Genomic DNA, 16,004 nt, shown 5'->3' with positions numbered 1-16,004 from the left:
TATGCAAATGCGAGAAGTTTTGGCAAGTTGTTTGGAAGAATTCATGGCGGCCGACAAAAAGGTGGTCGTCATTGACGCGGACCTCGCGAAAGCCGACGGCACCGCCAACCTCAGTAAGAAGTTTCCCGAGCAGGCCTTCGACGTGGGCATCGCCGAGCAAAACATGGCGTCGGTAGCGGCGGGCATGGCGAGCTACGGCTTCAAGCCCTATATCACGTCCTTCTCCCCCTTCGCTACGCGTAGACTGTTGGACCAACTGACCATCAGCATCGCCTACAGCAAGCAAAACGTCAAAATCGTGGGCACCGACCCCGGCATCACCGCCGAAGTCAACGGCGGCACGCACATGGGATTGGAAGACATAGGCTGTTTGCGTTCGGTGGCGGGCGTGGCTATTTTCGAGCCGAGCGATCCCGACCAACTGCGAGCGGCAATGCCCCAAATCAACGCCTACGACGGGCCTTTGTACATTCGCCTGTTCCGCAAGGACCTACCCGTCATTCACGCCGCAGACTACCGCTTTGACCTTTTCAAAGCGGACGTACTCCGCGAGGGCAAGGACGTGACCTTGTTCGTGAGCGGCTTCCTCACCGCGGACGCGCTGAAAACGGCCGACGAGCTGGCGGCCGAGGGCATAGCGGCCGAGGTGGTCGAAGTGCACACCATCAAACCCGTGGACGCCGACACCGTGTGTGCCTCCGTCGCCAAGACGGGCTGTGCCGTCACCATCGAGAACCACAACGTGGTGGGCGGCTTCGGCTCCGCCATATTGGAGACCATCGCCGAGGCTCCCGTCCCCACCGTGCGCGTAGGCGTGCCCGATCGCTTCGGCGAGGTGGGCAAACTGCCCTATCTGCGCAAGGTGATGGGTATGACCTTGGAAGATATCGTCGCCGCCGCCAAAAAGGCCGTATCGCTGAAGAAATAATCGTCTTATATAGAAACACCGTCGGGGAAACCTCGACGGTGTTTTTGTATATCCTTCGTCCTTCGGGACGGCTATCACGCGTAGCGTAGATATCATCAAAGGCAACGCCTTTGCATATCATCACGGTCATAGACCGTGGATATCATCAAAAAAAGGTGACCGCGAAGGTCACCTTTCTTTGTATCGTTCCCTTCGACACGAGGGCAATGCCCTCGGCTCGGGGCGACGAATGCCTCGCGGCATTCGTCAGCTCTCTATCCACTTGGCGTACAAGGTGGTATTGGCCTCCTTGTCCCAGGCGATGACCGCCGCGCCCGTTTCGTCCGCGTACTTGGTACCCGTGCCGCCCTCGCCGTCGTACCAACCGTCGAAGGTGTAACCCGCCTTGACGGGCACGGCCAACGCGAACGTATCGTCGTCGAAGGTGATGAGGCAGGTCGCCTTGCTGCCCGCCTCGGTAGTGGCGCCGTCATCGGGCGAGGCAGGACCTTCCACGTAGAGAGTGGCGTCGCCATTGTAGTCGTTGCTATACGCTCTTACGCCGATCAGGTACAGGTTGCCGACGACCAAATTGCTCCGTACGATACCGAAGTCGCGGTTGTTACCGCCTTGCGCTACGCCCAACGAGTAAGTGTCGTCGTCATCATTATAAACCACAAGATGCTCAACGTCACCGAGGTACAGCGTGCCGTACATATCGAGCGCGCTTGCCGAATAGAACTTGTATTCGCCCGTAGTCAAAGGCACAAACGCGTAGTATCTCACGGTCACACCGCTCACGGTCACCAACGTCGCATCGCCTACGTTCACGGCGCCTTCCACACCTACGGGGATTGCAATCCATTTGGCATATAAAGTCACGCTGGTATCAGCCGCCACGAGCGTGCCGTCGAAGTTAAACGGCGTACCCGTGCAGGCCGCATTGTCGTACCAACCAGCGAAGATATAGCCCGCGCGGGTGGGAATGGCGGGATAGCTGAGGGTATCCTCGCCCGAAACCGCTTGCGCCGCGGGCGCCACGCCCGAAGCCCCGTTGAGGTCGAAGCTAATGGTAACGGTCGAGATGTCGATGTCGTCCAAGTATACCTCGTAGACGTTGGGCGTCCAATAGGCGTAGATGGTGGTATCCACCCACTTATCCCACCTGGCGTCATAGCTCATATTGGCGGCAAAGTATCTGGTACCCGTGCCGCCCACGCCAGCATAGAACCCGCAGAAGGTATAGCCCACCTTGGTGGGAATATAACCGCTGCTGTAGGACTTGGCAGAGTCGTAATACAGCGTATCGGTCTCGAGATCTTCACTCGTGCCGCCCTGCAAATCGAAGGTGACGGTGGTAGCCACGCCGCGGAAGTAGGCGTACAACGTCTTGGTGGCGTCCAGGTAATCCCAGGTGCCCGCGTCGTTGCGCGCGCCCGCGCCCGTGCTGTCGGTCACCTTGGTGCCGCCGCCGTTCGTGGAGGTGTACCAACCCATGAAGTCGTAATGCTCGCGAGTAGGCGTGCCGAAGGATACTTCCTCGTCGTAGTCAATGTCGAACTCGGCGTAAACGGTGTTGTCGGACACGCCGCCGTCGTCGGGCCACACCGCCCCTACGTTGATGGTGGTATCACCCACGTACTCGGCCTCGTCGCTGTTGTCCTTGGAATGGACGTCCACGTAGTAGCAACCCTCATAGAAGAACACGTTGCTCACGCTGCCGTTGCCGTAATAGGAGTTGCTGGTGATGAAGTAGGCGTCCTTGCCGACGGTGAAGGTGCGATAGCCCTGTTGCAACACGTAGAAGTAGTAGCGCACGGTGGAAGAGGTGACGGTGATGTCGTTGTCCGCGCCGTACACCAGGAGATTGCCGTCCTGCTCGAACCAACCCGCGTACAGGGTGATGGAATCGTCGATGGGGTCTTCGAAGTCAAACTTATCCTCGCCCTCTGCGTCCTCGTACCAACCCTTGAAAAGGTAGCCGTCCTTGGTGGGGACCTCGGTGGGATAGGTGATACCCACGGTAGGCGTCACCACCTGCGCGTCGGGCACGGTGCCCGTGCCGCCGTTGAGGTCGAAGGTGACGGTGACGGAGTGCCGATTGGGTCTGTCGTCCAACGTGACCTTGGTGGTCTTTGCCTGCCAGACGGCGTACAAGGTGATGGTGGCGTAGGCGTCCGCGATGTTAGTCACGGCCTCCCCGTCGGTGTACGAGGTGCCCGAGCCATCCGCCTTGGTGTTCCAACCCATAAAGTCGTAGCCCGTCTTTTCGAAGGCGTTGACCGTCAAAACGGTCGCCACGTCGCGGTTGAGCTTCTCGTCGTCCATACTGCCCGCGGTCGCGCCGTTGCCGTCGAAGGTGGCGTAGTAGGGCACGTAATCCCAATGCGCGTACAATACGAGGTCGGCGTCCACGTCGAACTCACAGGCCGCGGTCATATCCCCGTTGTAGTATTTCTTGCCGCCGTCCGCCGCCGTGAAGTAACCCGTGACGATCTTGATGGCCATGGTGGGCAAGGTGCTGATGATGGGCATCGTCTCGCCGTAGGTGGCGGTGACCGCGGGCGTAGAGCCCGTGCCGCCGTTGGCGTCGAAGGTCACGGTGTGGGTATGCGCCGTCCACTTGGCGTAGAGGGTGCTATCCGCGGCCTTATCCCACACTTTGGCCGAGGTGCCGTCCGCGTTGACGTACTTGGTACCCGTACCGCCTTCGCCGTCGTACCAGCCCTCGAAGGTGTAGCCCGCGAGGCTGTCGGCCGCTATGGTAGTGGCGTCGCCGTAGGTGACGGTGGTCGTACCGAGGTTGGTGGCCTTGGACAAGGCACCGTCCTTGGGCAAAGTGGCGCCGCCGATGATGGTCAAAGTCACGGTCTCGGTGCCGCTACTATAGGCTCTTACGCCCACGTAGTACAAGGTGCCCGCCTGCAACGTGCGGGAAATGTAGAAGGCGTTGCCATACGTGCCCATGTGGCCGTCGTCGCTTGAGGCGAGTTGCTTGAGGTCGGCGTCAAACAGGTAGCCGTAGGTGTCCTTGTTGCTGGTGTAGGTCGTGAACGCCACCTCTTGCTCGGTCAGTACCACCACGGGGTACAAACGCACGTTCATTCCATCCAAAGTCACCGACGTCGCGCCGTCCATCGTGGGTATACCCATCATGGTCTTGTCGGTCATTTCGTCGGACTCGGGATCTTTGGTGTAGTCTATCCACTTGGCGTACAAGGTCACCGTTTGGACGGCGGTGAAGTCGGTACCGAAGTCGAAGACGTCGCCCGTGCATTCGGCGTTGTCGTACCAACCCGCGAAGACGTGGCCCGTATAGGTGGGCACGTCGGGATAGACAAGGGCGTTCCATCTGGTCACGGTCTGCGCGGCGGGGGCTACGCCCGTGGCGCCGTTCAAATTGAAACTGATGGTGACGGGGTGGATCTTGACGCCGTCTTTGGTGATGGTCAGCGTCTTGGCCGTCCATTTGGCGTACAAGGTGGCGGTCTCGCCCACGGCGGCCAGGTCGGTCACCTCGGCCTCGTCGGCATACGAGGTACCCGTGCCGTCCGCTTTGGTATTCCAACCCGCGAAGTCGTAGCCCGTGCGGGTGAAAGCGTTGGCGGTAAGCGCGGTGGCGGTGGCGTGGAGAACGGTCTGATTGTCCATCTCTCCCTCTCCGCCGTTCGCGTCAAAGGCCACGGTGTAGGGCAGGCCCTCCCAATGCGCGTACAGGGTGGTATTGGCGCCCTTGTCCATCGCTTTGGCGGAAGTGCCGTCCGCGTTGTAGTATTTGGTGCCGCCCTCGGCCGCGTCGAAGTAACCGACGAAGACGTAGCTTTCACGCGACAGGGCCACGGTCACAGCGGGCATCGCCTCGGCAAAGGTGGCCTCCACCTTGGCCTGCGTACCCGTGCCGCCGTTGGCGTCGAAGGTCACGTCGTAAACGCCCACTTGCCAATAGGCGTACAAGGTGGTGTCGGAGGCCTTGTCCCACGTGCGCACGCTCGCGCCCGTTTCATCGGTATATTGCGTACCCTGCCCGTTGATTTGGTCGTACCAGCCGAGGAACTCGTAACCCGTCACTTCGGGTACCGTGATGGTGAAGTCGTCGTCGTAGGTCACCGACTCGCCCGCAAGGGTTCTCGAGGTGTGCAGAGCACCCGTAGCGGCATATACCTTGAGGTGGGTGGCCCACTCGGCGCCCGCGCTATACGGACACACGGCTACGTAGTACACGGCGCCCGCGGTCACGGTGTAGGAGATGCGGAAGTTGCGGTTGCCCGCGCCGTCGTCGTCAGAGGCTACTTTCACCTTTTCGCTGTTGAAGAGATAGCCGTAGGTGTCGCCGTCCGAAACGAAGGACTCGAAGTACACCCGCATGGTGGCGGGCGCCACGAAGGCGTAGAGAGGACAGGTCGCAAGGACGGTCGCGTCGTCGGCGCGGCTTTGCGTGCCGTCGAAGGTCACCTCCACCTCGTCGTCGATATAGACCAAGGGTTCCTCGCCCGCGTAGGTGGCGACGCGCCACTTGGCGTACAAGGTGACGTCGTCGTCGTGGGTGACGCTCATATCGTACTCTTCGCCCGTGCATTCCGCGTTGTCGTACCAACCGCAGAGCTCATAGCCGTCGCGCACGAGGGTGGGAAGCATAAGCCCTTGAGCGGGCGTGATCACCTGCGCCTCGGGCACTTCGCCCTCCGCCCAACCGTTGAGGTCGAACGTGACGGTGTGCGAGGGTTTGACGTTGTAGTCGGGCGTAACGGTGTAGGAGTTGGCGGACCAGATGGCATACAGGCGTATCTCGCCGTGCGCCGAGGCAAGGTTGGTTACCGATTGATAGTTGGTGTACGAGGTACCCGAGCCGTCCGCTTTGGTGTTCCATTCCACAAAACTGTAGCCCGTCTTGCTGAAGCCGACGTTTGCCAAGTTCTTGGTCTGATTGCGGTAGTGGGTCTGTTCGGTCTCGGTGCCGCCGCCCGTGGAGCCGTTGCCGTCGAATATCACCTTGTAGGGTGCCGCCGTCCAGCTGGCGTAGAGGGTAACGCCGTCCGTCAAGTTCCACAGTTTGCCGCTGTAAGCGTTGCCGCCCTCGTTATAGTAGTAGGTATAGTCGAGGGCCGATTGCTCTAAAGCATAGCCCATGAAGTCGAAGTCCTCGCGGGTGGGCACGGTCTCGAGGTCGGGCATCATGCGGCCGAAAGTGGCGGTCACTTCGCCTTGGCCGCCCGTGCCGCCGTTGTCGTTCAAGGTCACGGTGTACTCGTTGCCGATCCAGTAGGCGTAGATGGCGTGGTTGTAGTCGTAGTTCCAGTTGGTCACCGCGTTGCCTTCGCCGTCCACGTATTGGTAGCCTTGGCCGTTCTCGCTGGAGTACCAACCTCCGAAGGTGTAGCCCTCCGCCTCGGGTACGCCGAGTTCTACGGGCGAGCCGTAGATCACGGAAGTCGCAAAGGTGTTCTCCTTCGTGCGGCCGTCCGCGCGGGGCGTCATCTTCACCGTAAAGGTGGTATCGCCCAAATATTCCTCGCTGTCTTCGTAAGCGCGGATTTGTATGGCGTACGTGTAGCCTTTATAGGCATAAACGTAGTAACTACCATAGTTATAGGAATTGCCCGAAATGTAGATGCGCGCGTTCTTGCCCGCACTCACCTCGAGATAGCAGTCGCCCACGACGTACACCGCGAAGGACTGATCCGCGTTGGTGAGGGTGATGTCGTAGGTGCCGTCGCGATGGATAGGCGTATACGCGGAGTAGCTCACGCTCGTTCTCTCCACCCACTTGGCGTACAAGGTCTTATTCTCGTAGATGGTGTTATAAAAGTAGTAGTAGTTGGTGCATTCGGGATTGGTGTACCAGCCCGCGAAGTAGTAGCCCTCGCGGTCGCCCGAGGGGCGCACGTACCGAAGCCCCGTGGCGGGCGTCACGTGTTGGACGTCGGGCGCGTCGAAGTCGGGGTTCTCGTAGTTGAGGTCGAACGTGACGTCCCACTCGCCGTAGATGGGATACGCCGCCGAGGTGTAGGTTTTGCCCTGCCAAATGGCGTACAAGGTGACGGTCTCCCCGTCGTCCGCCAAGTTGGTATCGATCAAGGCGCCGTCTGCGTAAGACGTGCCCGAGCCGTCCGCCGCGGTATTCCATTCCACGAAGTCGTAACCCGTGCGACTGAGATTAAGACTGTTCAAATTGAAGTTTTGGTTGCAACGCGCGTTCCTGTCGCTCATGCTGCCGTAGTACTCGGCACAGTTGGCGTTGTATTGTATCGTATAATAGCCGTCTATCCAATAGGCGTAGAGGGTGGCGTTGACGGTATACGTCCAGATGACGCCCGTGGAAACGCCCTCGCCGTTGTAGAATTGCGTGCCCTGCCCGTTGGGCGAAGTGTACCAACCCGCAAGGCGGTAGTATTGACGGTCGACGGTTATCTCCTCGAGGTTAGGCAAAGGCTGGCCGTAGGTCGCGGTGATGTCCGCTTGCTCGCCCACGCCGCCCTGCACGTCAAAGACGACGGTGGTGGTGATGACCTGCCAATGCGCGTAGAGCGAAGCGCCCTCCGCCTTATCCCAGGCCTTGGCCGAACTGCCGTCCGCGTTGTAGTATTTGGTGCCGCCTTCGATCGCGTCGAAGTAGCCGAGGAAATTGTAGCCCGTCTTGGTGGGCAAAACGGGGATAGGCGGCATACCCGCCGCATAGGTGGCGCTCACGCTTTGGGTGCCACCCGTCGTCGCGTTGTTGAAGTTGAAGGTAATGACGAAGGCGTTGGGTGTCCATTGCGCGTACAACGTCACGGCAGCCGCGTCCTTGTCCCAACTGTGGTAGGAGTAGCCCGTAGACGTGTAGTATTTGGCGCCGCCCTCAGCCGCGTCGAAGTAGCCCGCGAAGGTGTAGCCCGTGCGCACGAAGCCGAGCGTAACGGCGGGCATATCCGTGGCGTAGGTCGCGGTGACCGAGGCCTGCTCGCCCTCGCCGCCGTTGGCGTTGAAGGATACGGTGGTGGTGTTGGCCGTCCACTTGGCGAGCAACGAAGCGCTGCCCGACACGTCCCATGCCTTGGCCGAACTGCCGTCCGCGTTGTAGTATTTGACATCGTCCAGATAGTAGCCGCCGAAGGTGTAGCCCGTACGGCTTACACCCACCACAATGGCGGGCATAGCCGCGTCGTAGGTGGCGGTAGTCGAGGCTTGCGTGCCCTCGCCGCCGTTGGCGTCGAAGGATACGGCGTATTGGTTAGCGGTCCATTGCGCGTAGAGCGTGAAGGTGCCGCCGTTTGCGGCGAGGTCTTTCACCTCGGCCTCATCGGCGTAGGCGTTGCCCGTGCCGTCGGCCTCGGTGTTCCACCCCGCGAAGGTGTAACCCGTCTTGGAATATAAGTTTCCGTCCAGCGTAGCCGTCACGTCGCACTCGACCTCTTGGTCGACCATCGTGCCCGCAGTCGCGCCGTTGGCGTCGAACTTGACGAAGTACACGCCGTTCTTCCATTGTGCATAGAGGTTGACCGCGGTGGTGAAGTAGCCGATTGCCGCGCCCGTGCCGTCCGCGTTGTAGTATTTGATGCCGTTGGTCCAGAAACCGGTGAAGACGTAGCCGTCTTTGGTGGGCATGGCGAAGTCGAGGTCGGGCATCTTCTCGCCGTAGGTGGCGGTGGCGGTGCCCAAAGGATCGCTCTCATCGTCGATTCGGAGAGACACCGTCACTTGGATGGGTTGCCATTGCGCGTAGAGCGTGAGGTCTTCGGTATAGGTGCTGCGTTCGGTACGCGCCGCGAGGTTGGTGCCGTAGACGCAGGTGCCCTCGTTCAAAGCGGACGCGGTCCAATAGCCGTAGAATTGGTAGCCCGTGCGTGTGGGCGCAACGGTCAACGCGGGCAAAGCCGCGTCGAAGGTGGCCTCTCTATCAAACGCGGCGTCCACACCGCCGTTGTTGTCGAAGTGGACGGTCACGACCACGGGCGTCCATTTGGCCGTCAAGGTGGTCTCCTCATCGAGGTCCCATTGACGCATAGGCGCACCCACGAGGCTGGCGTATTGTACGTCGCCTACGTACCAGCCCCCGAAGACGTAGCCCGCGCGGGTGATGGCGGGAAAACTAAACTCCGTCGAACCGTAGGTCACGGTGGTGGGCATCACGCTCGTATTGGAGCCGTTGGCATTGAACTTGACGGTGATGACGTGCGCCGTCCAGTGGGCGACGAAGGTCCAACTGCTGTCCTTGACGGAAGAGGGCGCAAGGGAGTTGCCCTCGGCGTCCGTCAGTTGGTCGTCACCCGCGTACCAACCCGCGAAGTCGTAACCCGTGCGGGTGGGCGGGGTGATGGTGTAATTCTCACCGTAGACGAGGGCGACTTTGTAAGCGTCTTCCCCGTTGTCGGGGGCCAACCACACGTAGTAGCCGCCCGCTACCCACAACTCTTGCATAACCACGTCGTTGCGGTCGATGTCCCAGACGTGCGCGGAAGTGAAGTCGGCGTTGTAGTATTTCACGCCGCCTACGCCCAAACCGTCGAAGAGGTAGCCCTCTTTGTAGGGCGAGTAGGAAATGGCGGGCATGGACTCGCCGTAAGTCACTTTGATGGAATCGCATACGTCGTTCTCGAAGGTCAGGTCGTAGGTTTTCGCCGTCCAAATGGCGACCAAGGTCACCTCGGCCTCGTCGATATCCCACGCCTTGACGCCTTGACCGGTGGCGTCCGTGTAGGCGGTGCCGCCGTACGACCAACCGCCGAAGGTATATCCCGTCTTGGCGGCGGGCGCAAAGGCGTAGTCGGTGGCGCCGAAGACGATTTCGGCGTCGTCAATGCCATCCACGTCGAACTTGACGGCGATGCGTTTGGCCGTCCATTTGGCGGTCACGGTGGCGGAGGCCGTCACGGGAGCGGTGAAGTCGTAGTTCCACCCCGCGAAGACGTAGCCCGCCTTGGTGGCAGAGCAACCGGGGGCGCTCACCACCGAGCCTTCCTCTACCTGCAAAGTAGCGGCATCGCCCACGCCCGCGTCGAGCGTAAGGGTGTAGAGGTGCTTGCGGTAGGCCGTCACGACGTACGTCTTGGCGGTGCCGTCCTCGGCGGTCACCTTGACGTAGAAGGTGTTGTTGCCCTCGGCGAGCGCGATGGCGCCCTCCACCGAGGTGGTGCAGGCCTCGTCGCTATAGACCGCGATGGTGCTCTTGGCGGCCACCGTGGCGATGGGCGTGAGGTCAACCGTCGTTACGGCGTTGCCGAGTTCCACCGCGAAGGCGTCGCCCGTCATCTCGAAGCCCGTGATGGCGAGGGTGACGTCGGAAGATTTGGCGGGGGTATCGCCGCCCGGCGTGTCGCCGCCCGGGGTGTCGCCGCCGCCCGGATTATCGTTGCCGCCCGGCGTGTCGCCGCCCGGGGTCTCGCCCGCGGGCGTCCACTTGGCGTAGACTTTGAGGTTGGCCTTCACGCTGTCCGCCGAGAAGGCGGTCAGGAAGGTGCCGTCGTCTATGTACCAACCCGCGAAGACGTAGCCCTCTTTGGTGGGATTGGTGGGCAGCGTTATCGCGCCCGTAGTGGTGCTGATGGTCTGATAGACTGCGCCGTCGACGTAGAAGGACACGGTAAATTCGGTGTTCGTCTTGTTGCCGTCGTTTTTGTCGTTACAGGCGCAGAGGACCACGAGCGTCAATACGAGCAGTATCGCAATGCCGATGGATAAGGCTTTCGATGTGCGCTTATGACTCATAGTATCTCCTTTTCGGCCCGCCCTTTCGCTTTTCCCGTCGCGTGCACCCGCATCGCGCGAAAATATAATAGAGCGTAGCCATTATAATACCTCTATTCTATCATACGCACCACCGCGCGCATATCATCACAAGTGATGATGTCTACAAAAATATTTTTAATCGGACTATTTGATTTAATTATACCTCTGCCCGCTTCTGCCCTCTCGCGCCGCGTGAGCGCACCGTAGGCGCGGACAAATCCAAGGAACAGCCTTGGGAGAAATCCATATTTGCCACTCGCTTGACACGACGCGCCCCTTTGTGCTACTGTGGAGATAGAATACTGTCCGCCTGCGGGCGGCGAAAGAGGTGAACTATGAGTGATTTAACGTATAAGAGAACCAACGCCAACAACGTGGACTCGGCCGAGGAACGGGCAAAAATAAACGCCTACGCCGAGGGCTACAAGGCCTACTTGGCCGCCGGCAAGACCGAGCGCGAAGTGGTGCAAGAGACCGTGGAAATGGTGGAGAAAGCGGGGTATAAAGCCTATACCCTGGGCGACAAGATCAAAGCGGGCGACAAATTGTACTACAACAACCGCGGCAAGTGCCTGTTCATCATCAAGGCGGGCAAGGCCGACGTGGCAAAAGAGGGCATTCGCATCTTGGTAGCGCACGTGGACAGCCCCCGCTTGGACCTCAAGCAGGTGCCCCTCTACGAGGAGAGCGACATCGCCTACCTCAAAACGCACTACTACGGCGGCATCAAAAAGTATCAATGGCTGACCATTCCCTTGGCCCTGCACGGCGTGATCGTGCTGAAAAACGGGGAGAAGATCACGGTCAACGTAGGCGAAGCGGAGGACGATCCCGTCTTCTATATCACCGACCTATTGCCCCACCTCTCGCAAGAGATCGTCACCAAGCCCGTCAGTTCGGCGTTCCCTGCCGAAAACCTCAACGTAATAGTGGGCGGCATTCCCGCTTTGGACGAGGAAAAGGACGCGGTCAAGGCGAATATCCTCACCTACCTCAACGAGCTGTACGGCATCGTGGAAGAGGACTTCCTGTCCGCCGAGATCGAGGTGGTGCCCGCCTACAAACCCAAGGACGTGGGCTTCGACCGCGCTTTCATCGCGGCCTACGGGCACGACGACCGCGTGTGCGCCTACCCCGAAGTGACCGCCACCATCGAGACCGAGACCGACCAGACCGTGCTGACCATTTTGGCAGACAAAGAAGAGATCGGCTCGGAAGGCGCGACGGGTATGCAGAGCGTACTCTTGAAAGACATTATGGACTGCATAGCGCAAGGATACGGCGTGTCGTCCTGGGTGCTGCGCGAGCACAGCAAGTGCCTGTCGGCCGACGTGACCGCCGCTTACGACCCCAACTACAAAGAGGCCTTCGAGAAGCGCAACGCCTCTTTCGCGGGGTACGGCGTGGCGATGAACAAGTTCACGGGCGCACGCGGCAAATCCGGCTCCAACGACGCGTCCGCGGAATACATTGCCTACCTACGTGGGGTATTCGATCGTGACAACATCATATGGCAAACGGGCGAACTCGGCCGCACCGATTTGGGCGGCGGCGGCACCGTGGCCAAGTTCTTGTCCAACTGGAATATCGACACCGTGGACTTGGGCGTGCCCGTGCTGAGTATGCACGCGCCCTATGAGCTCATCGCCAAAGTGGACGTGTGGCAAGCGCATAAGGCGTTTTCGGCGTTCTTGAAATAGCCAAAAACGACGGAGAAATTCAAGGCATAGCCTTGGGATAAATCCGCTCGAACCGCGAGCGGGTGAAATTGGCGCAACGCGCCGTCTTGAGCGCAGTCGTCAAGACGACGAAGTCGAAAGACCTCAACGTCGGGTTGTGGACGCGCAATGCGCGTAATTAAGTTGTGGATAAAAAAGAGACCTTTTCGGGTGCACCGAAGAGGTCTTTTTTCTTAACGGCGTGCAATAGCGCGTTATTTTTCGGTCAGCGATTTGCGGGCAAAGGGACGGACGAGGAAGAAATAGATAGCGAACATAAGCGCAAGTCCGCCGACGACGCACCCCACGACGAGCCCCGCCACGGCTCCCGACGACAACTTCGGCTCGGTGAGCACGACGAAGCGGGTAAGGCGGTCGGCGGCAAAGGTGAGGCGACCGTCTCGGCGGGTGGCGTGACAATCCACCCACTCCCCTTCGTCCGTAAGGGCGTAGACCTTGAGGGCCTCGTTTTTGTGCGCGGTGTAGCGGAAGGGGAAGGAAACGGTGACGGTGCCCTTGCCGAGGTCGGCAGGCTCTACGGCTACGTCCAGGAAAAGGCGCGCGCCGTCTACGACGGGGTAGTCGGCGGCGCGGTCGGACGAGGGCGAAACGGTGCGCCAATAGAGCCGCACGTCGTTGCCCGCCAAAGCGGCGATGGCGGCGGCGTCGAAAGTAAGCGTAACGTCGCCCACGAGAGCGGTGAGCATGGCGGGGGTGTCGCTCGCCTCGGTGTACGCGTTGAGAAATACGGCGGTCATATCCGCGCCCGTAGTGGCGGCCTCGTCGGGATGTAACACCTTGCGATAGGCCAAAGCGCCCGTGGCTTCGTCCACGGTGGGCGCCATCTCCCGCACGGTGACGGTGACGGTCATACGCCCCTCGTAGTAGTTGGGCGTGGCGGCCGATACGACCGTGACCTCGTAGACGCCTACCTCACGGAAAGCGTTGAGCCCCTCGTAAGCGGTGGGACCCGAGGTGACTACGCCCGACAGCGAAAAAGTCTCGCCCGTGTAGCGAAATTCGGTAACGGCCCCCGACAAATCGAAGGTGGCCTCGGCCTTGTCGATGCGGAAGCCCGTGCTAACGCGGGTGGGCAAAGCATAGTTGGAGTTGCCCGCCGAAAGGACGGTGGCGGTGTACACGCCCGCGTTGGTGGCCGTGCCCGATAGGACGGGCGCGAGTACGTCCCCTTCTACGACGTTCCCGAAGAGCGCGGTAGGCAAATGGGGGGTACCGTCATATACGAATTCGATACCATCCCACGCGAGGGACAGCAAACGCGGGGTGACGGAATAGGCCCCGACGCACCCCGTAAACGCGATGGCGTAATTGGAATCGACCACCGCGCCCGCCACGTCGTAAGCACCCACGGGCGAGGTGGGCGTGACGTCAACGGACAAGGCGTACGGTGTGGCGTCGCCCTCTATGCAGTTGCCCTTGGCAACGGCGGCCGAAAGGGGAGCAACGGGCTCCCCGTACACGCTCATAGCGGGAGATATCTCCACCGTGATGGGACGAGGGGTTATGGTGACGGGAGCGCGATTTATGGTGACCGCCGCGTAATCCCCCTCGGCCTCGGCCTCGACGGATACGTAATAGACGCCCGCCCCGACTATGGCGTCGGCGGTGACGACGGTCTCTCGGTCTGCGGCGTAATAGGTAACGGCATAAGCGCCCGCATACCCCTCGGCCACCTCCACGACGGCGTGCGCCGTGCCGTCGTACGTCCAACCGTTCGTAGCGAGGGTGACGGCGGGCACGGGATCGGCGGCGGCCAACAGCCCCCCACCGAACACAAAATATACCGCCGCCGCCAAAACGGCGACGACGAAAGCAAGGATATGGCCTATCGAAAGACGCGCGTCGGCATATCGGCCGAGCACAACGCCGCGATGGGTTCTATGCGCTACCATAATGCGTTTCATACGCATATTGTACCATATCGAACGCGCAAAATCAATACTTTGTCGGACGAACGCAAAGCAAACGGGGCAAGCAAACAGCCCGAATGCGGCGAGGTCGCTCATTTCACACAATACGCTTGCTCCCTTGCTCCCAACGGCGTGTCAAATGAGATGAGGGAGCGCGGATTCAAACGAATGAGTTGAGCGCCTAACGTACCACGCGTACGTGACGCGAGCGAAAGAGCGGATTCGCGCTCAATCGCTCATTTCACACGCCGTTATTTCACGGGGCGGCCGACGGTGACGTTGTCCCGCTTGCGGCTCTGCAACTCCTTGACGGGGTTGGGGCTGTCCTCGAAGCGGTAGTCCTCGCCCAAGGACTTGATGGCCATCGTGGTGACCGTATGCGAAGGGTTGGGCGCGGAGTTGACCTTGGATTGGTAGATGGCGAAGTTGCTGTTGGGTTTGAGGTCGGCGACCGAAACGTAGTCCTCTTTCTCCCCCGTCAGCCACACGGTGCCCGCGAGGACTTGGCGAATATACTCCTTGTTGCCGCCGAAGCGCAGCAGTTCGGGGAAGTCGGCGGTGGGCAACACGGTCGAAAAGTCCTTGCCCTCGTAGCGTGCCAAGAGTTCGGTAGCCATCTTGAGGTGGGCGACTTCCATCTCGTAGTGTTCGGCGTAGATGGCGCGGATATGGGAATCGGTCTCGTCCTGCATCATAGAGGCGTAGAGATAGCACTCGGTGTACTCGTGCGCCACCCAACAGGCAAGCCAGGTCATATTGGGGTCTTTGAGGCTCTCGTATTGGGAGACGTGCTCTTCCTCTATCATGGCGATCTCGGCGTACATTTTGCGCCCGTAGTCGTTGGGGTAAAACGCGCCCACGTTCATATAGTAGTTCATGGTCTGCTGTTCGGCGGCGGTGATGATATTGCCCACCAATATGCTGAACAATTCGGCCTTTTTGCCGTCCATACTGTACCGCACATTGTCCGCGCCCAGACGGTGTTCGGCGATGGTGGGGCGCCCCGGGGTGATCTCGGTGTAGCCGCCCACCAAACGCTCGGCGTCTATGCCGTAATCCATTTTGAGCAGATTGGCGAAGCGATACAGGTGGTCGAAGTCTTCCAAAAGGGCGAAATTGAGGGCGTTGATATTGTTTTGGTCGGTCTCGCGCTGGGCGAGAATGGCGGTAAGGTCCACCGCCAACTGCTCGTAGGCTATGGTGACCTCGAGAATATTCTCGTCCGTGGGTTTCAAGGCGGAAAGGCGCTTTTGCTGTTGCTGTTCCTGCTGACGGACGATGGCGATGGCGCGCCGAAGGTCGTTGTCGGCGGTGTGGCGGGCGAATTGGTGCAAAAACCAGTTGCTCTCGAACTCGGTACCGTTCATCAATATCTGCCGCACCTTGGTGTAGGGGGAAGCCTTGTTTTTGTCGTAGGGTTTGGGTGACAACCGCTTCCAATCCATAAAGTATTCGTTGACGGATTTGCTTTTCGTTTCAAATGGGTTCATACTTCACTCTCCTTTGGGAGAATGATGGACGAAAAAACGCGGAAATATACGGAAAGGCGCATTCTGCGCGGTGAAGTTTTCGCGGACACGAAAGTGAAGTTTGCTTTGCAAGTGAAGTTCAAGGCGTGGCCTTGAGTGAAGTTTGCGCAATGCGCAAGTTGCGGATCATTATACTATCCGCAACGCACGCATAGCGTGCAATTTATTTTTTCATCCACATCCCGCCGTAAGCGGATTTCTCCCGTGCGACTGC

The 16,004-nt window shown here is 59.9% G+C and carries 5 protein-coding genes; 2 read left to right on the top strand and 3 right to left on the bottom strand.

Features of this window, described 5'->3' with window-relative positions:
• Position 1 precedes the first annotated feature (1 nt).
• On the top strand, positions 2-928 hold the full coding sequence (locus II896_01860; GenBank protein ID MBQ4443392.1) for a transketolase family protein: 927 nt from the start codon (positions 2-4) through the stop codon (positions 926-928).
• A 246-nt stretch (positions 929-1,174) separates the two neighbouring features.
• Here the strand turns inward: II896_01860 and II896_01855 are convergent, their stop codons facing one another.
• On the bottom strand, positions 1,175-10,591 hold the full coding sequence (locus II896_01855; protein ID MBQ4443391.1) for an InlB B-repeat-containing protein: 9,417 nt from the start codon (positions 10,589-10,591) through the stop codon (positions 1,175-1,177).
• A 356-nt stretch (positions 10,592-10,947) separates the two neighbouring features.
• On the opposite strand from II896_01855, the gene II896_01850 reads away from it, so the two are divergent.
• A complete protein-coding gene (locus II896_01850; protein MBQ4443390.1) occupies positions 10,948-12,312 on the top strand; it encodes an aminopeptidase in 1,365 nt (454 codons plus the stop codon).
• 233 nt (positions 12,313-12,545) lie between these two features.
• On the opposite strand, the gene II896_01845 is transcribed toward II896_01850, so the two are convergent.
• Together II896_01845 and II896_01840 are read right to left on the bottom strand one after the other, a co-directional pair.
• Positions 12,546-14,255 carry a hypothetical protein gene (locus II896_01845; GenBank protein ID MBQ4443389.1) on the bottom strand — a complete coding sequence of 570 codons (1,710 nt, stop codon included), beginning with the start codon at positions 14,253-14,255 and terminating at the stop codon, positions 12,546-12,548.
• A 257-nt stretch (positions 14,256-14,512) separates the two neighbouring features.
• Positions 14,513-15,751 (bottom strand): hypothetical protein, encoded by a 1,239-nt coding sequence (locus II896_01840; GenBank protein ID MBQ4443388.1) that lies wholly within the window; start codon positions 15,749-15,751, stop codon positions 14,513-14,515.
• Positions 15,752-16,004 lie beyond the last annotated feature (253 nt).

It is taken from the genome of Clostridia bacterium, from assembly GCA_017394805.1.
In the GTDB taxonomy this organism is placed as follows: Bacteria; Bacillota; Clostridia; order Christensenellales; family CAG-1252; genus RUG14300.
Note: the sequence above shows the minus strand (reverse complement) of the source record. Positions and strands in the feature narration are given on the sequence as shown.

What these genes read in the sequence shown, in the direction of transcription:
- II896_01860 (MBQ4443392.1), top strand. Translation starts at nt 2, where the DNA reads ATGCAAATGCGAGAAGTTTTGGCAAGTTGTTTGGAAGAATTCATGGCG.
- II896_01855 (MBQ4443391.1), bottom strand. Translation starts at nt 10,591, where the DNA reads ATGAGTCATAAGCGCACATCGAAAGCCTTATCCATCGGCATTGCGATA.
- II896_01845 (MBQ4443389.1), bottom strand. Translation starts at nt 14,255, where the DNA reads ATGAAACGCATTATGGTAGCGCATAGAACCCATCGCGGCGTTGTGCTC.
- II896_01840 (MBQ4443388.1), bottom strand. Translation starts at nt 15,751, where the DNA reads ATGAACCCATTTGAAACGAAAAGCAAATCCGTCAACGAATACTTTATG.
- II896_01850 (MBQ4443390.1), top strand. Translation starts at nt 10,948, where the DNA reads ATGAGTGATTTAACGTATAAGAGAACCAACGCCAACAACGTGGACTCG.